The following is a 24,967-nucleotide window of genomic DNA, read 5'->3' as shown; positions in this document are numbered from 1 at the left end:
AAACGAATGCACTTTTATCTTATTTGCAGGGGAAGGGGCAAGTCTCGATTGATTTCGTTGGCCGGCTGCAATGGCGGCAGAACGTCGATAGAGAAGAGGATCTTCTTGCGGCGGTATGGGTTGCGGCGGGTAGCGCTGAGGGAACTTTTGCTTGACTTGCTGGTTGTCCGGCGGATCTCACGCCTCAACGTCAAGCCTTCCAAAGCATTGGGGTCGGTGAAAGTTAAGCGCATCCACCGGTGCCCAGGATCCCCAGTGGGGGTGAGAGGATGCGTCGGCACATTTATAAAGGTTGCCGCGCCAGTGCTGACGGTTTATCTCGCCAAGGGGGCCGACGAAGGACTCAAGGAGTGCAAAGGGCATGAAAAATCCAAGGAGCCAGGGGGTCGGCATCTGCCTTTCGGGATCCACAACCCTCGGCAGAGAGTGAAAGCTCTTAACGAGAGCGCCCTGGGCCGAGGAGAGCGGTGAGAAGGCTTCAAAGCCCTTTTCCGTGCGTGTGGGGTCGGTGATGTAAGAGGCCAGTAGTGCCCCGCCGCAGTTGAATTCAAAATTGAAGTACCCGCAGTCGGCTTTGGGCTGAATAAAGAACTCCACGCAGCTGTCTTTGTAGACCTCGTCTTGAAAGTGGGTTCGGGTGCAGCGCACGAAGCGGTCGATGACATCGAACAGACCGCAGATTCCCTCGGGGGTACAGGCTAATTTGACCCGGGTGGGGGGACGGTGGTCGCTGCTTTCCGGGCGAAAGTGTGGAAGCGTCAGAAAAGGGACGGCGCTCCATTCTGATCCATTCCAGTCCAGGGGGTGTTGAGGGCGATGGGGGAGGTAAGGGATGGTCGTGGAAGGAATTGTCATGCGTCTCCTTGGCTGGGTTGTGTGGGCATTTTGGGGTTGGCGGGTATCATAACGGGTCCGTTGGGGGCTGTCTTGGAAAACCTTATAAAAAGGCAAAGGCAAAGGCAGTGGCGGGTCGGCGTTGCGTGATTCTTGCGCCGGGGCGTCGGTCTTCCTTTTGCGTTGCAGGGACTGTGTGGGTCGGGTGGGGGCAAACGGCTGGGGTTGCACGAAGGGAATAAGACATTTCAATGCATCCCCCGAGATGCAGTTTGTAATGCAATAAGTGGACCACGTATGAACATTGTTAAAAAAATAAAATTATTCAATATGGTCTCTTGTCAATGTGAGTTTGACTGTGGTAAAGAATTTAAAAAATTGGAGTAGGACAGCACAAAGGCGTGTTGTTGAAATGAGTCGATGAAGCTTGCTGCGGGGAGAAATATACCCTGTCTGCGAGTTTTTTTTTGGCCAAAATTATCGGGCGACAGCAAAAACGAGGATAATTTTTGGTCGCACATTTGAAGCCTGCCCAGATGATTATGGGTGGCACAGGTAGGCGATCCACCACTGAATTTAGTAGAATTAGGAGTTTTTCTCATGGGCAATATTGGTCAATACATTATTTACATTATTATGATCTGTGCTGTTCTTGGTGCCTTTTCATACATCAAGGACGACGAAAGTCCCCTCGGACAGGAGTTTCTTGAAGGTCTGCACAGTATCGGGCCCATCTTTATCCCTACCGCTGGTATTCTGGCTGCAAGCCCCTATCTTTCTGCCTTTGTAAAAAGTGTCTGTGGCCCCATGTTCAACGCCATCGGCGCGGACCCTGCGATTGCGGCCACGACCATCATCGCCGTTGATATGGGCGGGTATCAGCTTGCCGATGTTTTGGCGCTGTCTCGTGAAGGCTGGATCATGGCCATGGTTGTCGGTTATATGTCCGGTGCGACCATCGTCTTCTCCATTCCCGTGGGCTTGACCATGCTGGACAAAAAAGACCATAAATATATGGCTCTTGGCGTAATGGCCGGTCTCCTCAGTATTCCCATCGGTGTGTTCATCTCCTGCAGCATGATCTCTATGTCCGATATGATGGTTCGTGGCATGATCTCAGTCAACGCTGATTCTGCCTTTGCTCTGGGTCTCACGTTTAAGATGATCTTCCTGAACCTGATGCCTCTGACTATCTTCTGTGTGAGTCTGGCCGTTGGTCTCAAGATGGTTCCCAATACCATGATCAAGGGGTTCCTCTTCTTTGGTCGCAGCATGAACATCGCTCTGACTCTGGTCCTTGTCTTCTCCATCGTTGAATACTTCACCGGTTTCTTTGCTTCTGTTTTCGGTGCCTGGGGTTTCGATCCCATCATCGCTGATGAGGCGGATAACTTCAGGGCTCTGGAGGTTGCTGGTTTCATCGGGATTATGCTTTGCGGTGCCTTCCCCATGGTTTACCTGATCAAGAAGTACGCCGCCGGTCCCATGGATAAAATTGGCCATATGGTTGGCCTTGAGAGTACCGGTGCCGCGGGTATCCTTGCTGCTGCTGCCAACATCCTTGCCATGTTCCGACTCATCGCTGACATGCGTCCCAAGGACAAGGTCCTTTGTGTGGCCTTCTCTGTATGTGCTGCCTTCACCTTTGGCGATCATCTCTCCTTTACCGCCAACTTTCAGCCCAACATGATTCTTCCGGTTATGTCTGGCAAGCTTCTGGGGGGCGCTGCAGGCTTTGGTCTGGCATATCTTCTCTCTGTGCCTGCCGCTCTGGCTCTTGAAAAGGAAGAGAAAGAAAATGGCGTCACCGAAGAAGCTCGTGCTGCCGCATAATAAAGGCTTCTGATCGCTCTTTGCTTAATGGGGTGATGATTGATCCGTCTTTTTTAGACATGTGTTTACATCGTGTGGACAAAAAGACGCGAATTGGAATGGCCGCGCAGTTTCTGCGCGGCCATTTTTTTGAGATACCGTCGGTGACGGTTTTGTCCATGGCCTGTCCGCAGGGGCTCTCGATGAGAGGGTAGGGTGCGCTTGTGCACCCCCTTCTGTTGGATTTGAGGGCAAAGGGTGGGCAAGCCTCTCTGGGGTGGGGAAAATATGTCCTTAGATAGTGGCACGTGAATTGCAATAGGCTTTAGACACTAACCCTTTGATGTCATATCGAATGGTCCCTTCTTGTCTGAATTTAGTATATGGGCTTTTCTGGGCAGATTTTTTGCTGAACAACCCGGCATGGACTTACGGCTTGGTCGACAGAATGTCAGGGCTGATTTCATGTTAATTCAAGGTTTTATGGGGCTTGTCGAGGTGTGCTCTCGGGTTATTGGACATCGGAAGGGGTTGTCTGCGTTGAAAAAAAGGCTTGTCAATTTAAAGGCGATTATGATAACCACTAAACAACTTATTTTCTTACACAACGGCGTGTAACGACAGCGATGATGCTTGCTTCGGAGAAGACCAGTTTTTCTGGCTTACCGGGTCAAGCTTTTTTTGTTTTTGGGGGTAGATGTGATAGTTGACGCGAAAGAACAGAAGCAACGGGTGATACAAGAATATGTGCCGGGTAAACAGGTAACGCTGGCCCATGTGATTGCAAGCCCCCATCAAAGCATCTATATGAAGCTCGGTCTGGATGATGAGACGGGCGACGCCATTGGTATTCTGACGATCACGCCGAGTGAAGGGGTGATCATTGCCGCCGATATTGCCACCAAGGCGGCGGGGGTCGAGATCGGTTTTCTGGATCGGTTCGGGGGGTCCCTGGTTCTCATTGGGGACGTTGCCAGCGTTGAGTCGTCCCTCAAGGGGGTTCTTGATTACTTTGACGAGACGTTGCACTACGCCTCCGTCGAAATGACGCGGTCTTAGCCCATGGCTGACGAGATGAAGAAGATGATGCTCATAGGAGAGTCCAGTGTGGGGAAAACCACCTTGATTCGCGTGCTCTCCGGAGATGAGTTTTCAACACGAAAAACCCAGGCCGTGGAGTTTTGCGGCCGGTTTATTGATACACCCGGTGAGTTCCTGGAGAACAGGCGATTTTATCCGGCTTTGATCACGTCCTCAGTGGATTGTGAGGTGGTGGCCATGGTACAGGACGCCACACGGATCAGCAGCCTGTTTCCCCCGCAGTTTGCCACCATATTCAATCGGAAAGTGGTGGGAATCATCACCAAAGTGGACGTGGAAGGGTGCAATGTCGACCGGGCGGAACGGTTTTTAAAAAACGCAGGCGCCAAAGACATTATCCGGGTAAGCGCAAAGGCGAACATCGGCCTTGATATCGTTCAGGATATGCTGGCGGGTCGTTAAAGGAAGGGATCCTTTTTCGGCGGTTTCATAGAAAGAATCAGGAGTAAGAAGGCATGGGGTACAGAATTGTCATAGCAGATGACGAGCCCATCACACGGATGGACATTCGGGAAATTCTCGAAGGGGCTGGCTACGAGGTGCTGGGTGAGGCCTCCGATGGATTTGATGCGGTGGAGATGTGCCGCAAGCACAAGCCGGATCTCGTGTTGATGGACATTAAGATGCCGCTTTTGGATGGGCTTAAAGCGTCTCGGATGATCCGGGATGAGGACACCGCAGGGGGCATCCTGCTTTTGACCGCCTACTCTGGCAAAGAGTTTGTGGATCAGGCCAAGGAAGTCGGGGTCATGGGGTATGTGGTGAAGCCCATCAAAGAAGCCTCTTTGTTGCCCATGGTGGAGATTGCCGTGGCCAAGGGCGCTGAAATTGCCCAGATTGAAAGTGACAAGCAGAAGGCCCAGGGCCAGCTTGAAGGCCGAAAGCTGGTGGAGCGCGCCAAGGGTATCATGATGAAGACGTACAAAATCAGTGAAGAGATGGCGTACAACAGGATTCGAAAGCTGAGTATGGACAAGCGGTGCTCTATGAAAGAGATCGCCAAGGTTATCGTGCTGAACGGATAACTTCTATACAGGAATCAACGGGGATTCACATGATCGAAGAACTATGCCGCAAATACAATGATTTGACGGTCAAGGATATTGCAAAGCTCACATCTGTGGCGGAGAACCTCAGCATTATCGCCGACTGCACCGGAGCGGATATCTTTATTGATTGCATTACGCGTGATCCGGACGAGGCCGTGGTGGTGGCTCAAGCCAAACCCAACAGCCGGGATTCACTCTATGCGGGATCGGTTGTGGGAGAGATGGCGTATCGGAGCAAGGAGCCTGCGGTGCTCAGAACCCTGGAGGTGGGGATGCCCACGACGGACATGTGGGCCGTGACCCAGGAGAACAAAAATGTTCGTCAGAACGTCTCCCCCATTAAGAATGATGAAGGTCGGGTTATCGGGGTGCTCATTGCCGAAAAAGATGTCACCGATCATGTGAAAACCCGGAACAATCTGTCGGTTCTTTCCCGGACCACCGAGCAGCTGATGGAAGCGCTGATGACCTCAAGGGCCGGGGCCCCTTCCTTGCCCTATCACGACAGCGACGGCATTGTGATGTTTAATGAAACCGGGGTCTCGACCTACGTCAACCCGGTTGCGGAAGCGATTTTTAGAAAACTCGGGTATCTCGATAAGCTTGAGGGGATTCATTTTTCCAACATGGTCCTGGATCAGGTGCTTTATCAGGATATCCTTGAAAAGAGACAACTGAGTCATAACGAAGTGAAGGTGGGCAGCCTGGTGCTGAACATCAAATACGCTGTCATGCAGAATCGGGATTTCAACGTATCGGGAGTGGTCATGTTAATAAGGGATGAGACAGATGTGAAAGCCCAAGAGAAGGAGTTGATTCTCAAGTCTGTCGCGATCAGGGAGATTCACCATCGGGTGAAGAACAACCTGCAGACCATTGCCAGCCTCCTTCGGCTGCAGTCTCGACGTGTGGACGACGCCTCGGCAAAGACGGCCTTCAGTGAGAGCATCAGCCGCGTGCTGAGCATCGCGGCCACCCATGAAATTCTCGCCCAGAACGGGGTGGATGACGTGGACCTTCTCACCATGCTCCAGCGCATTAAGAGCAGCATCGTGGACTACTCCATGGTGGGTGGCAAAGAGGTCCAGGTCTTTACCCAGGGAGACACCTTTATGTGCAACTCCGATACGGCGACCTCCATCGCCCTGGTGGCCAACGAGGTGATCCAGAACAGCTTGAAGCATGCCTTCAAGGGACGGGACAAGGGCCGAATTTATGTGGAAATCGGAAAGGCGTCCAGCTACGGCAGTATTGTGATCACCGATGACGGGGTGGGTTTTGATGTGAGCCAGGTTCGAGAAGGGGCCTTGGGGACACGGATTGTGAATATCATCGTGAAAGACAAGCTCCACGGCACCCTGACCACCGAGTCGGGCGAAGGGGGCACCAAGGTGTTTTTTGACTTCCCCCTGGATGAGGCCACCAGCGAGGTTCCCACGGAATATCCCGTGTTGCCTCAGACGGATTAAAAGAGAACAGGTCATGCCGGAGTCTCCGGCAAGATAGATATGATAAATTGAAGTCTCCACAATGGGGTGGAGACACCAAAAGGCGACGAAGCCTGAAGAACCCCGCGACTATCTGCGGAGATCTTCAGGCTTTTTTTGTTTTCGGTACACAGGAACGGGTCAGGATTTTACGGAGCGGAGTTTATCCATGAAAGAGAGCATCTTAAGTGTCGGCATTGATATCGGAACGTCTACCACTCAGTTGGTTTTTAGCCGGATCACCATTGAAAACACGGCCTCGATGATCTCCGTGCCGCGTATTAAGATCGCTGATAAGGAGGTTATCTACCGAAGTGAGATTCACTTTACCCCCTTAAAATCCGCCACCGAAATCGATGGGGAGAAGGTCCGCCTCATCGTGAAGGAAGAGTACGAAAAAGCAGGGGTCGTTCCAGATCAGGTCCAGACCGGGGCGGTCATCATTACCGGCGAGACCGCCCGGAAAGAGAACGCCGCCGAGGTTCAAAAAGCGCTCAGCCATTTTGCCGGTGAGTTTGTGGTGGCCACGGCCGGTCCTGCCCTTGAGGGGATCATCGCCGGTAAAGGGGCCAACGCGTCCGGCGAATCCAAGAAACGTGGCGCGGTGGTGGCCAACCTCGACATCGGCGGCGGGACCACCAACATCGCCGTGTTCGACAATGGGGAGGTGCTGGACACCAGCTGCCTCGATATCGGAGGTCGCCTCATCAAGGTAGAGGAAGGGAAAATAACCTATATCTCCGATAAAATAATGAAACTGGCCGAATCCAACCGCATCCCCGTTACGGTGGGACAGCCGGTGGATCGAGGGTTTCTGACCAAGATCGCCATGCGCATGGGCGAGCTCCTGGAAGAGGTGGTCGGGATTCGACCCGCCACCGACGACCTGGGCCTGATCTGTACGGATAAAGACCTGAGGCGCGATTACACCATCGATTACATAACTATTTCCGGCGGCGTGGCCGATTGCGTTTCCGAGGACATCGCCTGCGATCCCTTTTTGTACGGGGATATCGGTCTTCTTTTGGGGCAGGCGATCTCCCACTCGTTGATTGGCGAGGCCATTTCGGTGCTGACACCGGTTGAAACCATCGGCGCCACCGTCGTGGGGGCCGGATCCCATACCACCGACATCAGCGGCAGCACCATTTTTGTCTCCGGGACCTCTCTTCCCATTCAGAACGTTCCCGTGTTGAAGCTCTCCTGCGAGGATGAAGCCCTTCCTTTTGAACAGTGGAGCGAGGTGATCCGTGAAAAGGTGGCCTGGTACAAGCTCCAGGAAGGAGAGAAACAGATGCCCGCCCTGGCCTTCAAGGGGCCATTGGACATCGGCTTTCAGGCTCTGCATCGTCTGGCCGAGAGCCTCCTTGCCGGCATGGAAGCCGTCCTGGAGGAAGATGCTCCGCTGACCGTGGTGGTGGAAAATGATCTGGCGAAGGCCCTGGGGCAGACGCTCCAAGCCAAGCTTCAAGGTCGGAAGGATGTCATCTGTATCGATACGGTGAAGGTTGAAAATGGAGACTATATCGATATCGGCCGCGAGCTTGCCGGGGGCAATGTGGTCCCCGTGATCGTGAAGACATTGCTCTTCAGTTATTGAATGAACCTTAGCCCGGATATTTCACGAGTTGGGTGCGCTCATATGCAAGGCATCAGAGCTGAAGATGTAGTGGTTTACCTCAAGGCTCTGATAACGCGGCAGATGAGTGCACCCGGCTCGCCCGAAGGGTGAGAAAATCGAACCGAATACTGTAGATTACATTTTGCATTTTTGAAACGACTGAAAATATGACTGCAAAGAACTGTCATTACGAATGATTCCTTAGCCCTGATTGTTTTTCATGAAATATCCGGGTTAGAATTTTATTTCAACGGGTTACACGAGGGCACCTGAGGTGCTCCTTTAAATAATGAAAGAAGAAGATACGGTTTTCCTTTCCGGCAATGATTGACGGGGAGGAACCGACTCAAGCGGATTCCCTTACAAAGGTGTTCGGGAGAAGTGCATCAGGGTGAAAGCTTCGATTTTTCGGCTTTCACAAGGTTCGTAATCAGGGGGGTGATTGGTTCAATGTTGATTCAACCCCACCTGAAATTTTGTCGGATTTCATCCGGCATCGAGCTGAGGATGCGCTATGCAGCATGGGTGTTTTACGTTTCTGCGTCATGTATAGGGAACGGGCAGATCTTGACGGGTGGGACCCGCAAACTCCAATTTGCCCGATGAACCTGGGCCGCACCCTGAAAAAAGGTGTGCTTTGTTCCCTTACTCCAACGAAACACCCGGTGCATGGGTTTCTTCCATGTCCATCAGGCATGATCCCGCACACTGTGTTTTCGCCATATTGTGGCGTGCGCAGGAGAGATCGACGCAGCGTTTTACTCTACTTACGATAAGGACGTAAACATGAGATTGAAAACAACCCTTTTCGGGTCCGTCTATGAGTTCAAGGATCTCTACGATGTCATGGCCAAAGCCAACGAGGAGAAGTCGGGTGACCGGCTTGCCGGAGTGGCTGCCGAGTCTGTGACTCAAATGGTTGCCGCCAAGGAGATTCTGAGCAATATCACCCTTGCCGACATCCGGAACAACCCTGCGGTTCCTTATGAAGATGATGAAGTCACCCGGCTTATCCAGGATGACCTCAACGAAAAAATCTACGGGGCCATGAAGAACTGGACCGTGGCTGAACTTCGTGAATGGATTCTGGCAAATGAAACCACCGGCGCTGATCTCCTCCGGGCCTCCCGCGGGCTGACCTCCGAGATGATCGCAGCCGTCACCAAGCTCATGAGTAACCTGGACCTGGTTTACGGTGCCAAGAAGATCACCATCACCGCCCACTGCAACACCACCATCGGCCTTCCCGGGACCCTGGCCTGGCGTCTGCAGCCCAACCACACCACCGACGATCCCGACGGCATTCGTATCTCGACTCTGGAAGGGTTGTCTTACGGGTCCGGCGATGCGGTCATCGGTCTCAACCCGGTCAATGACACCACCGACTCCTGCATCTCTATCCTCACCATGTTCCGCGAGATCATGGACGAGTATGAGATCCCTACCCAGAACTGCGTGCTGGCTCACATCACCACTCAGATGGACGCGATTCGAAAAGGCGCCCCCTGTGACATGATCTTCCAGTCCATTGCAGGTTCTCAGAAGGGCAACGAAGATTTTGGTGTTTCGGTGGCGCTTCTCTCCGAAGCCGAAGATCTGATGCGCAAAGAGGGGACCTCTGAGGGACCCAACGTGATGTATTTTGAAACCGGTCAGGGCTCCGAGCTCTCTTCCGGCGCCCATCACGGTGTCGATCAGCTGACCATGGAAGCCCGTTGTTATGGTCTGGCCAGGCACTACAAGCCCTTCATGGTGAACACCGTGGTTGGCTTCATCGGTCCCGAGTACCTTTATGACAGCAAGCAGGTGACCCGTGCAGCCCTTGAAGATCACTTCATGGGCAAGCTCTCCGGTATCTCCATGGGTGTTGATGCCTGTTACACCAACCACATGAAGGCAGACCAGAACGACGTCGAGAACCTTGGCATGCTCCTTTGCACGGCCGGGGTGAACTATCTCATCTCCGTTCCTCAGGGTGATGACATCATGCTCAACTACCAGTGCCCCGGTTACCATGAAGTTCCCACCTTGCGTGAACTCATGGGCCTGCGCCCTGTCCCTGAGTTTGAAGCCTGGCTTGAAAAGATGGGCCTCTGGGAAAACGGTAAGATGACCCGCAGGGCTGGCGACGCATCTTTATTCATTCGATAGCCAAGGAGAATCGACGTGATTTCAGAAAACAAGATCAAGAATATCATTGCAGAGGTGCTCTCCAGCATGGGCGGAGAGATTGCCGCTCCGGCTGCCGCCGCTGTGGCTGAGGCGGTGACCCCGGATTGCGCAGAAGGATGTGATCTCGCAGCCATCGATTTGAGAAAACAGCTTCTCGTGCCGGAACCTCACAACCGCGATGCGTATCTCAAGATGAAGGCGACCACCCCTGCCCGTATCGGCATCTGGCGCGCTGGCCCCCGGTATCTTACCGGTTCCTCCCTGCGTTTTCGTGCTGACCATGCCGTGGCTCAGGACGCTGTTTTCAACAACGTTTGTCCCGATTTTATCAAGGATTGGGGCTTGCTGGATATGAAAACCATGTGTGCCGACAAGGATGAGTTTCTCACCCGGCCTGACCTTGGACGTAAGCTTGACGCGGCGAGCATCGAGACGGTGAAGGCTGCGTGCAAGGGAACACCCACGGTTCAGTTTGTGGTGATCGATGGCCTCAGCTCCACCGCCATTGAGACCAACGCCAAGGACACCATGGAAGCGGCACTTCAGGGCTTGAAAAACCTGGGGATCGATGCGGGGAAACCGTTCTTTATTCGTTACGCACGCGTTCCCTCCATGGACAGCGCCTCTGAGGTGCTGAAACCTGAGATTACCGTCGCCCTCGTGGGCGAGCGTCCCGGTCTCGCCACGGGCGAGTCCATGAGTGCTTATATGGTTTACAACTGCCATGAAGGCATCTCTGAGTCCAAGCGCACCATCATCTCCAATATTCACAAGGGCGGAACTCCTGCCGTGGAAGCTGGAGCTCAGATTGCGGATATCGTCAAGAAGATGCTCGAGCAGAAAGCAAGCGGCATCGACCTTCAAATTTAACGAAGAGCCAGGAGACTTGAACACATGAAAGGTGATGCACTTCGCACAACCGTCCTCAGCGTTAAGATGATCCCCAACGTGGATTCGGACCTGATCAAGCGCCTCGAACTGCCCGAAGGGCACCGAAGCATCGGCATGATCACCACCGACTGCGATGATGTGGGGTACACCGCCATCGACGAAGCCACCAAAAAGGCCGATGTCAAGGTGGCTTATGCCAAGAGCTTTTACGGGGGCGCCGGTAATGCCAGCACCAAGCTTGCCGGTGAATTTATCGGCATTCTCTCCGGCCCTGATCCCGCAGAGGTAAAAAGCGGCATCAACGCAGCCATCGAGTTTATCGAAAATGACGCCTGTTTCTACAGCGCCAACGACGATGATTCCATCCCCTACTACGCCCACTGCGTCTCCCGAACCGGGTCTTTTCTCTCCGGGCTGGGCAGTATCCCCGAGGGAGAGGCCATGGCCTACCTGATCGCTCCTCCCATTGAGGCGGTCTACGCTCTGGATGCAGCCCTGAAGGCTGCCGACGTGAAGATGGTAGAGTTTTTCGGTCCTCCTTCCGAGACCAACTTCGGCGGGGGCCTGCTGACCGGTTCCCAGTCTGCCTGCAAGGCAGCCTGCGATGCCTTTGCTGATGCCGTTCTTCAGGTGGCTGAGAATCCTCTGAAGTATTAATCACGGGAGGTCCCAATGAACGATAAGGTGAACGGCAAGGCTTTAGGATTGATCGAGACCATGGGTCTCGTCCCGGCCGTGGAAGCAGGGGATGTGGCGGTGAAAACCGCCGATGTCACCATTCTCGGCTTACAGGCTGTGGGCGGGGGACTCGTCTCCATTCTGTTCACAGGCGATGTGTCCGCTGTCAAGGCCTCTGTGGATGCTGCCAGCGCAGCGGCGACTCGCCTGGGTGAGGTTTGCTCGATTACCGTGATTGCTCGGACCGCCGAAGGTCTTGAAGGGATTCTGATCGAAGAGGGAAAGTGCCCCCGGTGCTTTCCCCATCGATCCGGTTCCGCCAACAAGCCGGCAGGCCAGATGTTGGAGCCTGTGATGGCGTCAGCCCCCCTCCCGGTTTGTGAGGAGGCTCCTTGCTCCGAGGCTTCCGTCAAGACATCAGAAGCTTCATTTACTTCTGACTCTGGCAGTGAACCGCTGAGCTTCGACCTGGCAGATCTTAAAAAGTTGAAAGTGACCAAATTGAGGCGTCTCGCCCGGCAGCTTCCCACCTTCTCCATTGCGAGGGGTGAGATTAAATATGCCAAGAAGAAAGATCTTCTTGAGGCGTTTGCTCAATATATGAAGACATTAGAGAAGTAAGAGAGGACGTAAGATGGTAGATAAGGATTTGCTCTCAATTCAGGAAACACGGGCCTTGGTTCGCGCAGCACGCGCTGTTCAGCCTGAGCTTCAAAATGCGGGTCAGGAACGTGTAGACGCCCTTGTGGAGGCTATTGCCAAGGTGGGCGTCGAGATGGCCGAAACCTTGGGCAAGATGGCCAGTGAAGAGACCGGTTTTGGTAAATGGGAGGACAAGAAACAGAAAAACATCCTCGCCTCTGAAAAATTGGTCAACTACTACAAAGGCACCAAAACCGTAGGGATCATCAACGAGGACAGTGAAAGAAAAATCGTTGAAATTGCTGCGCCCATGGGCGTGGTCGCGGGTCTAATTCCTTCCACCAACCCCACGAGCACCACCCTTTATAAGGCTATTATCTCGCTTAAAAGTGCCAACGCCATTGTCTTCAGCCCCCACCCTAGCGCGGTGAAGTGTATTACCGCCACCGTCAACATGATCAAAGGGGTCCTGAAAGCCATGGATTTTTCTGAAGATCTGGTGGGTGTCATCAGCGTTCCCACCATGCAGGGGACCGATGAGTTGATGAAGATCGCCGATATCATCGTTGCCACCGGCGGCAACGCCATGGTGAAGGCGGCTTACAGCTCAGGAACTCCCGCCCTTGGCGTGGGCTCCGGCAACGTGCCTGCCTTTATCGAGCGAAGCGCCGATGTGGATGTCGCGGTTCAGAAGATCTTTTCCTCGAAAACCTTTGACAATGGAACTGTTTGTGCCTCCGAGCAGTCCATCGTGACGGAAGCCTGCATCGCCGATAAGGTCAAGGCCAGTGTCATCGCTCAGGGCGGTTACTTCCTCGAAGGCGAGAAGCTTGCCAAGGTCAAACGTGTCATGGAACGTCCCAACGGTGCCATGAATCCAAACATCGTCGGGCGTTCCGCTGCGGATATCGCAAAGGTAGCCGGGATCGAGATTCCTGCGGGCACCACCATGCTGCTCTGCGACGAGCCGGGCGTAGGTCCCAAATTCCCCTTCTCCAAAGAGAAGCTCACAGCCCTGCTGGGCTTTTATGTGGTCAACGACTGGCAGGAAGCCTGCGAGATTTGCTACAAGCTCCTGAAGAACGGCGGCCTCGGTCACTCCATCGGCATCCACTCCAATAACGAGACCGTGATTCGTGAGTTTGCCATGAAGAAGCCTGTTTCCCGCTGCCTGGTCAACACCCCGACCACCCAGGGTGCCGTGGGACTCACCACCAACATGGCTCCCTCCCTCACCCTTGGGTGCGGGACCGTGGGCGGCAGCGCCACCTCCGAGAACGTGGGCCCCCAGCAGCTTTTCAACATTCGGCGCATTGCCTACGGCCTGGACGATGCGGCTGCGACCACCGGTTCTGCTCCGGTCGAGAATCTCGACGTGCAGGCGGTGACAAACATGATTATAGAACAGCTCAAGAAAATGAGTGGAACTGTTTAAATAAACATGAGATTTGCCCCGTGAGGGGCTTTGAAACCTGCCGTTGTGGCCGGTTTCTCAAAGGAATTGGCAAGCAAATTGCTCTGTACAGGGGCAGGTTTTTAAAGCGAACGATTTTAATACGATAACATGAGGAGAAAAAACATGAGTTCACAGAACGCTCTTGGAATGATTGAAACACGTGGTCTTGTAGGTGCAGTGGAAGCAGCGGATTCCATGGTTAAGGCCGCAAACGTGACCCTGATCGGTCGCAGCCAGGTGGGTGCCGGTCTCGTCACCGTGATGGTACGTGGTGATGTGGGCGCTGTTAAGGCTGCTACAGATGCCGGTGCCGCAGCCGCTGACCGTGTGGGTGAGTTGATCAGTGTTCACGTGATTCCCCGTCCCCATGGCGAAGTCGAACTGATTCTTCCCAAGCTTGAAGGATAATAAACCATGAAAGTCATATCGGAATCCTATCTGAGGGATCTCTTCAGAAAGGACGTTCCTGAGACTTTCAGGCTGGAGGAGGGTCAGATTCTGACCCCCTCCGCATCCCAGCTTCTCGGTGAGAAGGGGGTTAAGGTCGTCAGGGGCGCCCAAGAGCCATGCTCTTCACAGCCCGAGACCGCCCCGAAGAAATCAGAGGCGGAGAAGGTGGCCGGCCCGAAATATGTGTCGGCCATCGACGGCGGTTTCTATGAAACAAAGCCTGAGCATATGACCCAGCTCACCGGCAACCGGCTGGTCCCCAAGGATCACCCGCGTATCGTTTTCAGAGGTCGCCTCGACACCTGCCAGGGGGAGATTCTTCTTCTGCAGGCCAAAGCGCATGAGGCTGGAAAAAAAGCCCTGGTGACGGATCTTTCAGAGATCCTCGAGTGGACTCGGGATATTATGCGGCGTGATGTCCTGGACACGCCCGTTCCGGAAAAGCCCATTATCGGTTTGTCCGATGCGGAGTTAAGGGCTCATTCACACAACCCGAAGAAGTATTTTGGAATTGGTCACCTGCTCCCCACGTATGACATGGGTGAGCTGATCCTCGGACTCAACCGTCTGAGGGCCCTGGTCCGGGAAATGGAAGTGTCGGCGGTCAGTGCACTGAAAGAAGCTTTTCAGCTGGACAAACCCGACATCGTCCAGGCCCTGAATCGTATGAGCAGCGCATTGTACATCATGATGCTCAAGGACAAGGGCGGTATTTACAAGTAGGAGATCAGATGGATCAGAGAATTGTAGAAGATATTATCAAGAAGGTCATGGCTCAGATGGGGACCCCTGAAGGGGCTTCCGGGAAGGGCTTTTCGGAGAAGAAGACCTGTGATGAGTCCCTCCCCGTAGAACTCTCCGGTCGTCATGTCCATCTGTGTGACGAGGACATTAAGGAACTCTTCGGTGCGCCCCTGACCCATGTAAAGGAACTTTCCCAGCCGGGACAGTACCTCTGCAAGGAGCGGGTTCGGCTGATCGGTCCCAGCGGTGTCATCGATAACGTGGCGATTCTGGGGCCGTCCCGGCCCAAGAGCCAGGTGGAACTGTCCCTTACCGACGCACGGATTTTAGGGATGAAAGTTCCGGTCCGTCAGTCCGGTGACGTGGCTGGCACCCCCGGCATCGTCCTCACCTCGGGCAGCGGTCTGGCCGGCCTGGAAGAAGGGGTCATCGTGGCCGCTCGTCATATCCACATGTCTCCGGCTGACGCAGCGACGTTCGGTGTTTTCGACAACCAGAAAGTGGATGTCCATATGGACGGGACCCGTCCTGCGGTGTTCAAGGATGTCGTTGTCCGGGTAAACCCCAACTTTAAACTGGCCATGCACATCGACTTTGACGAAGCCAACAGCTGCGGTCTGGGCAAAAACGCCCGTGGCCGGATTGTGGGCGTGACCCAGGAGGCGTGATTTGGACTTTTCATCCGTTGATCGGATTATCGCCGATCTTGAAACGTGCATAGAAACCACACGGGAGGTCTCACCCACGGAAGAACTGCTCGTGGGCGTGGACCTTGGAACGGCCTATATCGTTCTGGTGGTGATGAACAGCAAACGGGAGCCTGTGGCCTGTGCCATGGAGTTCGCCCAGGTCATCAAAGATGGCCTCGTGGTGGATTACATCGGGGCCATGCGGGTGGTCAAACGCCTGAAAGCCCAGCTGGAGGAACGTCTCGGACGGGAACTGGAGAAGGCCGCCATTGCGGTTCCTCCGGGGACCGGGGAGTCGGACTGCAAGACCCACGGCTATGTGGTGGAAGGCGCGGGGATGGAAGTGACCAACCTGCTGGACGAGCCCACGGCGGCCAACGCCGTCCTCGGGGTTCAAAATGGTGTCATCGTGGACATCGGCGGCGGAACCACCGGCCTCTCCGTGATTGAGGAGGGTAAGGTGGTCTACGTGGCCGATGAAGCCACGGGCGGAACCCATCTCTCTCTCGTTCTCTCGGGCGCCTACAAGGTGAGCTTTGAAGAGGCCGAGGCGATCAAGAAGGATAACTCCCGGCATAAAGAGATTTTTGCCGCGGTCCGTCCCGTGATCCAGAAGATGGCCACCATCGTGAAAGGGCATATTGAGGGACGGAATATATCCTCTGTCTATCTCGTGGGCGGCACCTGCTGCCTGACCGGCATGGAGACTGTGTTCGAAAATGAGCTCGGGATCCCCGTACACAAGCCGGCCAATCCTTTTCTGGTGACCCCCATGGGCATTGCCCTGAGCTCTGCGCTTCAAGGCGAACAGGAGATGAACCATGGATGTTGAAGCACTGGTAAAAGCCATTGCAGCCGAAGTCCTCAAGCAGGTCAACGGACAGGGGGAAACCCCTCGTGTGCTGATCATCGGCGATAGAACCTGTCCGAAATGCCAGGCCGCCCAAAAACGGCTGGGCAAGGAGCACACCTTTCTCTATCCCGATGAGGACCCGGGCTCTGAGGCAAAAATACGCCGCATTGTCCCTTTTCTCTCCATCCGTCATATGGCCGATATGGCCGCAGGCAAGGCCGACGGACCCTTGATGGAGATCGTCCTTGCGGCTCTCCTCGCCGGTCAGGAGGTGGAGGTGATGGAGTTTGACTACAAGCGGTACGATCAGACAGCCCCTGAAGGGTTGATGCGTCTTTTTGAGGGACAGGAGGCGGCTCTGGCTTCCTTTGGCCTTAAAGCGTTTGATACGACCCAGCGTGAGGCCGTCAGACTTCGGAAACTCCTCGTGACGGACGCGGATGTGGCCGCAGCCAAGCAGAAAGGGGCGCGTGAGTTACTGCTCCCCCGTGACGCTCAGGTGACGCCCCTTGCCGTGGAGAGCGCCAGAGACCTTGGACTGACTATTATCCGGGGATAACTCGGGAAAGGGCCTTTTTGAGGCTCGACCCAAACCCAAGACAATGAGGCGACGAAGATGATCGTTGGCAAAGTGATCGGAAATGTATGGGCCACTCGGAAGGAAGAGGGCCTGACCGGAATGAAATTGATGGTGGTCAGGCGTCTGGACGCCAGCACCAATGAGGAACTTGATAGTCTGGTAGCCGTTGATTTTATTGGTGCAGGCATCGGGGATCGCGTTTTGGTGGCCACCGGAAGTTCTGCCCGAAACGCAGGGCACATTACCGATGCACCTGTGGACGCCACCATCGTCGGAATTATCGATGAGGTCGAGGTTCAGGAAGGGGTATAGAGCATGGATTCGCTGGGACTCATAGAGAGCAGAAGCATCGCGGCAGGGGCCGTTCTGGCCGATATTATGGTGAAAGCTGCCGGGGTGACCCTGGTGAAGGCGGGAACCATCTGCTCCGGGCGCTTTATGATTTATGTTTCGGGCGATCGTGAATCTGTGGCCACCTCGGTCAAAGCTGCCGAAGAGGCTGGGTATGCCCTGGCGGGAAGTTATACCATCGGGGGCATCTCGCCCGAGGTGGTCGAGGCCCTGAAACGAAGCCTTTCTGTCTCCGGCCACGGCGCCATCGGCGTGGTGGAGTGCCGGACGGCCTCCTCGGGGGTCGCAGCGGCCGATCAAGCCGTTAAACGATCCACCGCCTTCCTTGCGAGGATTGTGACGGGAAACGGTATCAACGGGAAATCCTATTTTGTGATGACGGGTGATGTGGCCTCCGTGGAGGAGTCGATTGCCGCGGCAAGAGAGACCCTTGGAAAAGACCTTGTGGAGGCAGTGGTGATTCCCTCGCCCGACTCCTCGGTCGTCAACGCGTTGGTGAGGCGTTCGTAGCTTAAGTTTACGGGCGGATCGCAAAAATAACGAGGTAAATTATGGCAAAGAAACTTGTGAGCGAAAAGGACGTGGAAACGCTCGTCTGTGGCGGTAACTTCTACATGGATGGCTCGATTATCCTTACCCCCGGCGCCAAAGATTTTTTACGGAACAAAGGCGTGACCATAGTCTATGGGGCGAAGCCGGAGAGATCGGAAGAAGATCAGCTTGAAGCCACCGTCGCTGCACTCTTGAAAAAAGAGTATGGCATCACCGATGAAGCACAGGTGAAGGCGGTTAGTGGCAAGGTCGTTGAGATAATCAAGGAAAACGCATAATTGAAATGGTTCTTGCGGATAGGGGGGTGGTCCCCTTCGCAAGATATTTTCAGCGTCATGCTGATGCAGGCATCATAATTTAACAGCAGAAAATACCTATTTTTTAAGGAGGAGAGAATATGAAAGCACTTGGAATGGTTGAAACCAAAGGTCTTGTAGGCGCCATCGAAGCAGCGGACGCCATGGTCAAAGCAGCCAACGTTGAACTGGTGGGCCGTGAGCAGGTCGGGTCTGGTCTTGTAACGGTTATGGTTCGTGGTGACGTAGGCGCCGTCAAGGCAGCCACCGATGCAGGCGCCGCCGCTGCCGACCGTGTGGGTGAGCTCATCAGCGTTCATGTGATTCCCCGTCCTCACTCAGAAGTGGAGCTGATTCTTCCCAAAAAGAAGGAAGCCTAAGCTTTTCGGGTGGCGGCACAGGTTGTGTGTGCCGCCGCCTTTGTTTGCCTGGAGAGGGCGATAAGCATTCGTTCTTGGTGCTTGGTTGAGGAGTCGCTGCGCTCCGTCACAAAAAAGAAGAGTGATGAGTTCATATGCTTCGACGTTTACAAATTTGGCCATGAGCGAAGCGAATACCTTGAACGAAGAACGAAGAACCAAGAACAAGTTTTATTAAACGTGTTTATCCCTCTCTCCAGACAAGCAAAGGGGAACGAAAGACCGCACCCCCTGAAAATATGCCAACCAAAAGTGGAAAATCATTCACTTTGAGTGGACCGCTGAGGCGGAAAAGGAGTTCAAAATGGATATTAACGAAAAAGTCCTTGAAGAGCTGATTCGAAAAGTTGTGTCTGAGCAGTTGGGCGGAGCGAATACTCCGGCATTTGAGAAGGTCGTGGATAAAAAAAGCGGCGTTCTCTGTGTGAAAACCAGCACCGTGAAGCCCGCTCCTTTTGATACCGGCAAAGCCGGCGACCAGGTTCTGCTTTCGGATATCGTCACACTTGACGAGAGCCCCCGTCTTGGATGCGGCGTTATGGAGATGAAGACCACCTCCTTTGATTGGACGCTGAAGTACGATGAAGTGGATTACATCATCGACGGCACCCTGGAGATTGTTATCGACGGCCGCAAGATCGTTGGAAATAAAGGGGATATCATCTTTATTCCCAAAGACACCTCCATCGCTTTCAGTGTGCCTGAGTACGCACGGTTCATGTACGTTACCTATCCCGCCAACTGGGAAGAGCAGTAAGCTTAAGGAGTTTGACCGTGACCCAATTTAACGGACGCACCCAGATTTGCTACGGCGAAAATGCCATCAACACCTTGGAGAAATTGACGGGGCGGCACGCCTTTATCGTCACCGATCCCTTTATGGTGAAGATAGGGTTTGCCGACCGCATTATCAGTGGGCTGGAACGTGCAAACATCAGCAGCAGCGTTTACGATAAGGTGGAGCCGGATCCTTCCCTTGAAACGGTAATAAAAGGCACGGTCAATTTTCTGGCCGATGGCGCGGATTTGATCATTGCCTTAGGGGGTGGCTCGTCCATTGATGCGGCCAAGGCGATTATGTATTTCGCCTACAAAGCCGACCCTTCCAAGGGCAAGCCCCAGCTGGTGGTCGTTCCCACCACCAGCGGCACCGGCTCTGAAGTGACCGCGGTCACCGTGATCACCGACACCGAGCAGCAGATGAAGATTCCCCTCATGGATGATCTCATTGTTCCGGACATGGCGGTGCTGGACGCGCGCTTTACCCGGTCTGTGCCTCCGTCGGTGACCGCTGCCACCGGGATGGATGTCCTTTCTCATGCCCTGGAGGCTTTTGTCTCGACTCCAGCCAACGCCTTCACCGACCTCTACGCTGTGCACGCCATCAAGTATGTATTCCGGTATCTTCTCCGGTGTTATCGCAACGGGGATGACATGGAGGCGCGCCAGAATATGCTTCTGGCCTCCTGCATGGCGGGGATGGCCTTCAACAACAGCGGCCTCGGTGTGACCCACAGCATCGCCCACACCCTGGGCGGGCTGTTTCATATCCCCCATGGCAAAGCCAATGCCGTGATCCTTCCCTACGTTATCCGCTTTAACAGCTTTGACGTGCGGGATCGATATCGAACCATCGCCAGGAAACTCGGGCTCCCCTGTGAGACCGTGGAACAGGGCAACGAGAGTTTGATCGAAGCGGTGCGATGGCTCAACAGCCAGATGGATATCCCCAACAGGATCAGTGGCTTGGGGATCAATGAGGGCGACTTTCAGGACTCTCTTGAGACCATGGCCCGGCATGCCATGGATGATGCCTGCACCGGAACCAACCCGCGGCGTCCTTCCCTGAGGGACCTTCGGCAGTTGCTTCGAAAAGCGTATTAATAAGGCAAGATCAACCATTGGAATTTCATATGAAAGATCAGATTGTAGAGAAGGTAAAACAGGCCGGCGTGGTAGGCGCCGGCGGCGCCGGGTTCCCGACGCATGTCAAGATCAATGCCGAGGTGGACACCGTTCTGGTGAACGGTGCCTCCTGTGAGCCCCTGCTCATGAGTGATCCCTACATCATGGAGCACGAGGTGGATGTTCTCGTGGAGGGGCTCAACACTGTCCTCGATGCCACGGGCGCCAAGCGGGGCGTGATCTGCCTCAAGGGCAAGCATGCCCATGCCATGGAGTCGGTGAAAGCCGCCGTGGCCAAAGACATCACCGGTCGCCTTGAAGTCTTTGAGCTGCGGGATTTTTATCCCGCAGGGGATGAGCAGGTCCTCGTCCGTGAGGTCACCGGTCGCACCGTGCCCGAGGCCGGGATTCCTCTTCAGGTCGGTGTGGTGGTGAGCAACGTGGAGTCCCTCTACAACGTGGCCCATGCCATGAAAGAGGTTCCGCTGACCGAGCGTTACGTGACGGTCACAGGGGAAGTGGGCCGGGATATGGTGGTCAAGGTTCCCGTGGGCACCATCGTCTCCGATCTTCTCGACTTTGCCGGCGGTTCGAAAATTCCCGAGTATCGGGTGGTGGACGGCGGGCCCATGATGGGGCGCGTGCTTCCCGACACGAATCAGTCCGTTACCAAAGTCACCAGTGGCCTCATTGTTCTGGACCCCGAGCATAACGTGGTCAAGGGCAAGATCAAGGACCCGGAAGCCCTCAAGCGCATTACCGGCACCGTCTGCTGCCAGTGCACCCACTGCACCGAGCTCTGTCCGCGAAATCTTTTGGGGCACTCCATTCACCCCCATAAGCTGATGCGGTCCCTCTCCGCTTTGGTGCAGGATCCCAGAGCGCGCAGGGAAGCCCTCCTTTGTTGTGAGTGCGGTATTTGCGAAAAATTCGCCTGCCCCATGGGGATTTCACCTCGTGAAGTGAACATGCTCATCAAGAAAGAGCTCATGAAAGAGGGCATTCGTTGGGAGGGCACCGGTGAAGAACCGACCAACCATCCCATGCGCGATGTCCGCTACGTGCCCACCAAGCGATTGATGCAGCGCCTGGATGTGTTGAAGTACGACACCCACCCAGGGATGCCCGAAGAGGCCTTCGTGCCTGAACGTGTCGCCATTCCACTTTCCCAGCATATCGGTGCTCCGGCCCAGTGCCTGGTGAAAGAGGGCGACCGTGTGGCCAAAGGGGACCTGATCGGCGAGATTCCCGAGGGTGCCCTGGGAGCCCGGGTCCACGCCAGTATTGACGGTATCGTCACCTCGGTTGAGGGCGGCGTGGTGAGGATCTCAAGAGGGTAGGGCGACACCGTTCGTCTTTTTAAATGGATAGAGGCCGGGTGATCCGGTTTTAGAAAATAAAGAGGTAAGCGTATGAATTACAGAACGATCGGTGTGGTGGAACTCAACAGCATCGCCCTGGGCATTCAGGTCGCAGACGAGATGAGCAAGGCCGCCACCGTGGACCTGGTGATGGCCCGTCCCACCTGTCCCGGACGGTACCTGGTGATGGTGGCCGGTGACACCGGCTCCGTCAAAAGCTCCGTGGCCGCAGGCCGTGAGATGGGAAGCGACCTGGTCATCGACTGGTTTGTTATCCCCAGCATCCATCCCATGGTGCTGCCCGCCCTCTCTGGCGTCACCATTGTGCCCCGGATTAATGCTCTGGGTGTCATCGAGACCTATACCGTGGCGGCCTGTATTGTCGCCGCCGACGCCGCTGCCAAGGCCGGCCAGGTAGACCTTATTGAGATCCGTTTTGCCGCCGGACTTGCGGGGAAATCCTTTGTTACCATGACCGGCGATGTGGGCTCCGTAAAGGCCTCTGTTGCCGCAGGTGTTGAGGGCGTGGGCGATTCTGGACCCGTTTACAACCACGTGGTCATCCCCTCTCCAAGCGATGATCTTAAGGCGCAGCTTATGTAGGACGCTCAGGCCGGGTCTCCTTTTGCCCGGCCGGCATCATGGGGGAGCGTTGGCTCCCCCGTGAACCTGAACCTCGATGCCTGCCCGTATCGTGGTTCAGGCTCACTGAAATACAACAACTCTGAACGTACGAGAATGATGAATCTGATGAACATGCACCCTGTTTGGATGGGTGTGTGTCTGCTGTAATATTAAATCGTAAAGGAGTTTTAAGTATGATGTTCAAGAAAGGTATGGCGTGGATGGTAGGAGCCCTGTTCGTCGGCGGAACATTGCTGACGGGATGTGGTGTTAAGGCGGGTGTTGAGACCACCCCCAAGGCACCCGTGGTCAAGCTTGAAGAGAGCAACTGGAATCCTGCAGTCAAAGCCAGATTGGAAAAAATCATTGCCGAAAATGCCTTCCAGGGCAAAAAGGCCGCCTTTGACTTTGATAACACCTCCATCTGCCGTGATATCGGCGAAGCCACCTTCGCTGCCATGGTGGAAGCCGGGCAGCTCTCACTGGAGAAGGTTTCCCGTGATATCACCCCCTCCTTTGTCCTCGGTGACAAGAGGGTTTCTCTCGATACCGTCGAGAGCCTCCCGGAGTTCTACGAAGATTTTCTCTCAGCTACCAAGCACCAGAAAGGTGAGAAGACTCCTTACGCCAACAGCTACGCCTGGGTCGTTCAGATCATGGCTGGCATGACCCCTGATCAGATTATCCCTTTCAGTGAGAAGGCTTTCGGCAACAACATTGCCAGCCAGGATTCCGGTGCTGCCGATCTGAAAGAGACCAAGATCAACGGGTATCGTATGCCCTTTTTCTACCCCGAAATGGTGGAACTTTATGGCACCCTGCTTAAAAATGGTTACGACGTGTATGTCTGTTCTGCCTCCAACATCTGGACCGTTCGCTGGATGGTTGCCGAAAACCTCAACAAGCGCCTTGAGGCCAAGTTCGGTAAGGGTATCGCCATTGCGCCCGATCACGTTATCGGTGTGAACGTTCTCCTGAAAGACAAGCGTGACGGAAAACTTTACAAAGATCAGCTTCTTGTGAAGAGCAACGCCAAGTACGCGAATCTGGATCGTGAAGAGCTCTCCAACTACGAATTGACCAGCCAGGTTGTTTATCCCATCACCGGATATTTCGGCAAAGTGGCCAACATTATCAAGTATATCACCAAAGAGCGTCCCTTTCTTATCGGGGGCGACAGCTCAAACGACCTGCCCATGCTGGATCGAGCCGAGAACCGCCTCTGGATCACCCGTCTTGAGTCCATGGGGTACCAGAAAGGGCTTGTGGAGCAGATCGGCGATTCTCTGCCCGGGAACTGGATGATTCAGCCTGTGCTTTACAAGAAATCTCCAGGTTTTGTTGCCACCCAGGCAGATCTGAACAAGCGTCTCGCGCCCAAGGCTTCTGCCCTTAAGACCCCCACCAAGGTGGTGAACTTCCTTAAAGAAAATGGACAGCTGTCTCAGTTCTAACTGAAAAAAAAGAAAAGCGCACGCGCCGGGGCTGAATCCGGGGCGTACGCCTTAGGAACCTGTCGAAGGCCCGCGGTCACAGGTGAGGCCTTCGACATTGATATAAATTTTAGCATAAAAGGATAATCTAAGAAACTATCTTCCTCAATTTGAGAGAGTGAGTGTAAGTCAACGCGGATGCGTCCGTTAAACGCAAGGAGGTGTGCACGTGAATTTAAGAAGCCAGATCGGTGACAAGATTTTTTCTTTTTCATCGGTTCGTGACGTCCTGGCGAAAGCCAACAATGAAAAGTCCGGCGACGCCCTGGCCGGTATCGCTGCTGAATCCGCAACCGAGCGCGTGGCTGCCAAGCTTTGCCTCGCTAATCTGCAGCTGAAAGATATTTACGAAAACCCGGTGATCCCCTATGAGGGGGACGAAGTGACCCGGGCCATCTACGATGGTTTGAACACCACCTTGTATGAGAAAGTGAAAAACTGGAGCGTGGCCGAACTGCGCGAGACGATTCTCAAAACCCGTCGCCAGGGGGATCTCCTGAACCTCAGCCGGGGCCTGACCAGCGAGATGATCGCCGCCGCCGCCAAGCTGATGTCTACCATGGACCTTGTCTACGCAGCAAAAAAGATCAAAATATCCGCTCACTGCAACACCACCATTGGCCTACCCGGTACCGTCTCCTATCGAAATCAGCCCAATCATCCCACAGACAGCATCGAAGGCATTTTATCCTCACTCAAAGAGGGCCTCTCCTTTGGCTGTGGGGATGCCTGTTTTGGTGTGAACCCCGTGGAAGATAATGTCGAGAATTTTCAGCGCGTCATGGGCGCCCTCTGCGATTTCAGGGAACTGTACGAGGTTCCCACCCAGTGTGTGGTCCTGGCCCATGTCACCACCCAGATGCAGGCCCTGGAAAAAGGGGTACCCCTCGATCTGATGTTCCAGAGT

At 54.5% G+C, this 24,967-nt stretch carries 26 protein-coding genes and 1 pseudogene; 26 read left to right on the top strand and 1 reads right to left on the bottom strand.

Features of this window, described 5'->3' with window-relative positions:
* Positions 1–177: 177 nt before the first annotated feature.
* Entirely contained in the window at positions 178–855 is a 678-nt protein-coding gene (locus Q1Q75_RS13085; protein ID WP_300671348.1) for a carbohydrate-binding family 9-like protein, read from the bottom strand.
* Between the two features lie 579 nt (positions 856–1,434).
* Between Q1Q75_RS13085 and eutH the strand changes: the two genes are divergently transcribed.
* The 26 genes and pseudogenes from eutH to eutB all read left to right on the top strand — a co-directional run.
* Positions 1,435–2,667, top strand: coding sequence for an ethanolamine utilization protein EutH (eutH, locus tag Q1Q75_RS13080; RefSeq protein ID WP_300671345.1), 1,233 nt, complete (start codon positions 1,435–1,437; stop codon positions 2,665–2,667).
* A gap of 678 nt (positions 2,668–3,345) precedes the next feature.
* Positions 3,346–3,705, top strand: a complete 360-nt coding sequence (locus Q1Q75_RS13075) for a BMC domain-containing protein (RefSeq protein ID WP_300671343.1) — start codon at positions 3,346–3,348, stop codon at positions 3,703–3,705.
* Between the two features lie 3 nt (positions 3,706–3,708).
* Positions 3,709–4,149, top strand: coding sequence for a EutP/PduV family microcompartment system protein (eutP, locus tag Q1Q75_RS13070; protein ID WP_300671340.1), 441 nt, complete (start codon positions 3,709–3,711; stop codon positions 4,147–4,149).
* Between the two features lie 53 nt (positions 4,150–4,202).
* Positions 4,203–4,772, top strand: coding sequence for a response regulator (locus Q1Q75_RS13065; RefSeq protein ID WP_300671338.1), 570 nt, complete (start codon positions 4,203–4,205; stop codon positions 4,770–4,772).
* A gap of 29 nt (positions 4,773–4,801) precedes the next feature.
* Positions 4,802–6,265, top strand: a complete 1,464-nt coding sequence (locus Q1Q75_RS13060; RefSeq protein ID WP_300671335.1) for a histidine kinase N-terminal domain-containing protein — start codon at positions 4,802–4,804, stop codon at positions 6,263–6,265.
* 187 nt (positions 6,266–6,452) lie between these two features.
* Entirely contained in the window at positions 6,453–7,883 is a 1,431-nt protein-coding gene (eutA, locus tag Q1Q75_RS13055) for an ethanolamine ammonia-lyase reactivating factor EutA (protein WP_300671332.1), read from the top strand.
* 807 nt (positions 7,884–8,690) lie between these two features.
* Positions 8,691–10,055: an ethanolamine ammonia-lyase subunit EutB gene (locus tag Q1Q75_RS13050; RefSeq protein ID WP_300671330.1), complete on the top strand. Its 1,365-nt coding sequence runs from the start codon at positions 8,691–8,693 to the stop codon at positions 10,053–10,055.
* Between the two features lie 15 nt (positions 10,056–10,070).
* The gene (gene eutC / locus Q1Q75_RS13045) at positions 10,071–10,946 is read left to right on the top strand and encodes an ethanolamine ammonia-lyase subunit EutC (protein WP_300671326.1); all 876 of its coding nucleotides are present in this window, start codon (positions 10,071–10,073) and stop codon (positions 10,944–10,946) included.
* A 24-nt stretch (positions 10,947–10,970) separates the two neighbouring features.
* Entirely contained in the window at positions 10,971–11,624 is a 654-nt protein-coding gene (gene eutL, locus Q1Q75_RS13040) for an ethanolamine utilization microcompartment protein EutL (protein ID WP_300671323.1), read from the top strand.
* A gap of 15 nt (positions 11,625–11,639) precedes the next feature.
* A pseudogene (locus tag Q1Q75_RS22620) lies at positions 11,640–11,888 on the top strand (BMC domain-containing protein); the annotation flags it as partial.
* 391 nt (positions 11,889–12,279) lie between these two features.
* Positions 12,280–13,722, top strand: a complete 1,443-nt coding sequence (locus Q1Q75_RS13030; RefSeq protein ID WP_300671318.1) for an acetaldehyde dehydrogenase (acetylating) — start codon at positions 12,280–12,282, stop codon at positions 13,720–13,722.
* A 144-nt stretch (positions 13,723–13,866) separates the two neighbouring features.
* A complete protein-coding gene (locus Q1Q75_RS13025; RefSeq protein WP_300671315.1) occupies positions 13,867–14,151 on the top strand; it encodes a BMC domain-containing protein in 285 nt (94 codons plus the stop codon).
* A gap of 6 nt (positions 14,152–14,157) precedes the next feature.
* Positions 14,158–14,916: a hypothetical protein gene (locus Q1Q75_RS13020; protein WP_300671312.1), complete on the top strand. Its 759-nt coding sequence runs from the start codon at positions 14,158–14,160 to the stop codon at positions 14,914–14,916.
* Positions 14,917–14,924: 8 nt separating this feature from the next.
* The gene (locus Q1Q75_RS13015; protein ID WP_300671309.1) at positions 14,925–15,605 is read left to right on the top strand and encodes a phosphate propanoyltransferase; all 681 of its coding nucleotides are present in this window, start codon (positions 14,925–14,927) and stop codon (positions 15,603–15,605) included.
* A gap of 1 nt (position 15,606) precedes the next feature.
* Positions 15,607–16,458, top strand: coding sequence for an ethanolamine utilization protein EutJ (gene eutJ / locus Q1Q75_RS13010; protein WP_300671306.1), 852 nt, complete (start codon positions 15,607–15,609; stop codon positions 16,456–16,458).
* A complete protein-coding gene (locus Q1Q75_RS13005; RefSeq protein ID WP_300671304.1) occupies positions 16,448–17,038 on the top strand; it encodes a hypothetical protein in 591 nt (196 codons plus the stop codon). The genes eutJ and Q1Q75_RS13005 overlap by 11 nt, the downstream gene beginning before the upstream one ends.
* 57 nt (positions 17,039–17,095) lie before the next feature.
* Positions 17,096–17,371 (top strand): EutN/CcmL family microcompartment protein, encoded by a 276-nt coding sequence (locus Q1Q75_RS13000; protein WP_300671301.1) that lies wholly within the window; start codon positions 17,096–17,098, stop codon positions 17,369–17,371.
* Positions 17,372–17,374: 3 nt separating this feature from the next.
* The gene (locus Q1Q75_RS12995) at positions 17,375–17,920 is read left to right on the top strand and encodes a BMC domain-containing protein (protein ID WP_300671298.1); all 546 of its coding nucleotides are present in this window, start codon (positions 17,375–17,377) and stop codon (positions 17,918–17,920) included.
* Between the two features lie 41 nt (positions 17,921–17,961).
* Positions 17,962–18,240 (top strand): hypothetical protein, encoded by a 279-nt coding sequence (locus tag Q1Q75_RS12990; protein ID WP_300671295.1) that lies wholly within the window; start codon positions 17,962–17,964, stop codon positions 18,238–18,240.
* A 119-nt stretch (positions 18,241–18,359) separates the two neighbouring features.
* Positions 18,360–18,638: an ethanolamine utilization microcompartment protein EutM gene (eutM, locus tag Q1Q75_RS12985; RefSeq protein WP_300671292.1), complete on the top strand. Its 279-nt coding sequence runs from the start codon at positions 18,360–18,362 to the stop codon at positions 18,636–18,638.
* 343 nt (positions 18,639–18,981) lie between these two features.
* Positions 18,982–19,434, top strand: coding sequence for a cupin domain-containing protein (locus Q1Q75_RS12980; RefSeq protein WP_300671290.1), 453 nt, complete (start codon positions 18,982–18,984; stop codon positions 19,432–19,434).
* A 17-nt stretch (positions 19,435–19,451) separates the two neighbouring features.
* Positions 19,452–20,561: a 1-propanol dehydrogenase PduQ gene (locus Q1Q75_RS12975; protein ID WP_300671287.1), complete on the top strand. Its 1,110-nt coding sequence runs from the start codon at positions 19,452–19,454 to the stop codon at positions 20,559–20,561.
* Between the two features lie 29 nt (positions 20,562–20,590).
* Positions 20,591–21,922 carry a 4Fe-4S dicluster domain-containing protein gene (locus tag Q1Q75_RS12970; RefSeq protein WP_300671285.1) on the top strand — a complete coding sequence of 444 codons (1,332 nt, stop codon included), beginning with the start codon at positions 20,591–20,593 and terminating at the stop codon, positions 21,920–21,922.
* A 72-nt stretch (positions 21,923–21,994) separates the two neighbouring features.
* On the top strand, positions 21,995–22,546 hold the full coding sequence (locus tag Q1Q75_RS12965; protein ID WP_300671281.1) for a BMC domain-containing protein: 552 nt from the start codon (positions 21,995–21,997) through the stop codon (positions 22,544–22,546).
* A 215-nt stretch (positions 22,547–22,761) separates the two neighbouring features.
* The gene (locus tag Q1Q75_RS12960) at positions 22,762–24,021 is read left to right on the top strand and encodes a hypothetical protein (RefSeq protein WP_300671278.1); all 1,260 of its coding nucleotides are present in this window, start codon (positions 22,762–22,764) and stop codon (positions 24,019–24,021) included.
* A 208-nt stretch (positions 24,022–24,229) separates the two neighbouring features.
* Positions 24,230–24,967: ethanolamine ammonia-lyase subunit EutB (eutB, locus tag Q1Q75_RS12955; RefSeq protein WP_300671275.1), on the top strand; the 738-nt coding region annotated here is incomplete at its 3' end.

This window comes from Desulfoluna sp. (assembly GCF_030145185.1).
In the GTDB taxonomy this organism is placed as follows: Bacteria; Desulfobacterota; Desulfobacteria; order Desulfobacterales; family Desulfolunaceae; genus Desulfoluna.
Note: the sequence above shows the minus strand (reverse complement) of the source record. Positions and strands in the feature narration are given on the sequence as shown.

What these genes read in the sequence shown, in the direction of transcription:
- Q1Q75_RS13085 (WP_300671348.1), bottom strand. Translation starts at nt 855, where the DNA reads ATGACAATTCCTTCCACGACCATCCCTTACCTCCCCCATCGCCCTCAA.
- eutH (WP_300671345.1), top strand. Translation starts at nt 1,435, where the DNA reads ATGGGCAATATTGGTCAATACATTATTTACATTATTATGATCTGTGCT.
- eutP (WP_300671340.1), top strand. Translation starts at nt 3,709, where the DNA reads ATGGCTGACGAGATGAAGAAGATGATGCTCATAGGAGAGTCCAGTGTG.
- Q1Q75_RS13065 (WP_300671338.1), top strand. Translation starts at nt 4,203, where the DNA reads ATGGGGTACAGAATTGTCATAGCAGATGACGAGCCCATCACACGGATG.
- Q1Q75_RS13060 (WP_300671335.1), top strand. Translation starts at nt 4,802, where the DNA reads ATGATCGAAGAACTATGCCGCAAATACAATGATTTGACGGTCAAGGAT.
- eutA (WP_300671332.1), top strand. Translation starts at nt 6,453, where the DNA reads ATGAAAGAGAGCATCTTAAGTGTCGGCATTGATATCGGAACGTCTACC.
- Q1Q75_RS13050 (WP_300671330.1), top strand. Translation starts at nt 8,691, where the DNA reads ATGAGATTGAAAACAACCCTTTTCGGGTCCGTCTATGAGTTCAAGGAT.
- eutL (WP_300671323.1), top strand. Translation starts at nt 10,971, where the DNA reads ATGAAAGGTGATGCACTTCGCACAACCGTCCTCAGCGTTAAGATGATC.
- Q1Q75_RS13030 (WP_300671318.1), top strand. Translation starts at nt 12,280, where the DNA reads ATGGTAGATAAGGATTTGCTCTCAATTCAGGAAACACGGGCCTTGGTT.
- Q1Q75_RS13025 (WP_300671315.1), top strand. Translation starts at nt 13,867, where the DNA reads ATGAGTTCACAGAACGCTCTTGGAATGATTGAAACACGTGGTCTTGTA.
- Q1Q75_RS13020 (WP_300671312.1), top strand. Translation starts at nt 14,158, where the DNA reads ATGAAAGTCATATCGGAATCCTATCTGAGGGATCTCTTCAGAAAGGAC.
- Q1Q75_RS13015 (WP_300671309.1), top strand. Translation starts at nt 14,925, where the DNA reads ATGGATCAGAGAATTGTAGAAGATATTATCAAGAAGGTCATGGCTCAG.
- Q1Q75_RS13005 (WP_300671304.1), top strand. Translation starts at nt 16,448, where the DNA reads ATGGATGTTGAAGCACTGGTAAAAGCCATTGCAGCCGAAGTCCTCAAG.
- Q1Q75_RS13000 (WP_300671301.1), top strand. Translation starts at nt 17,096, where the DNA reads ATGATCGTTGGCAAAGTGATCGGAAATGTATGGGCCACTCGGAAGGAA.
- Q1Q75_RS12995 (WP_300671298.1), top strand. Translation starts at nt 17,375, where the DNA reads ATGGATTCGCTGGGACTCATAGAGAGCAGAAGCATCGCGGCAGGGGCC.
- Q1Q75_RS12990 (WP_300671295.1), top strand. Translation starts at nt 17,962, where the DNA reads ATGGCAAAGAAACTTGTGAGCGAAAAGGACGTGGAAACGCTCGTCTGT.
- eutM (WP_300671292.1), top strand. Translation starts at nt 18,360, where the DNA reads ATGAAAGCACTTGGAATGGTTGAAACCAAAGGTCTTGTAGGCGCCATC.
- Q1Q75_RS12980 (WP_300671290.1), top strand. Translation starts at nt 18,982, where the DNA reads ATGGATATTAACGAAAAAGTCCTTGAAGAGCTGATTCGAAAAGTTGTG.
- Q1Q75_RS12970 (WP_300671285.1), top strand. Translation starts at nt 20,591, where the DNA reads ATGAAAGATCAGATTGTAGAGAAGGTAAAACAGGCCGGCGTGGTAGGC.
- Q1Q75_RS12965 (WP_300671281.1), top strand. Translation starts at nt 21,995, where the DNA reads ATGAATTACAGAACGATCGGTGTGGTGGAACTCAACAGCATCGCCCTG.
- Q1Q75_RS12960 (WP_300671278.1), top strand. Translation starts at nt 22,762, where the DNA reads ATGATGTTCAAGAAAGGTATGGCGTGGATGGTAGGAGCCCTGTTCGTC.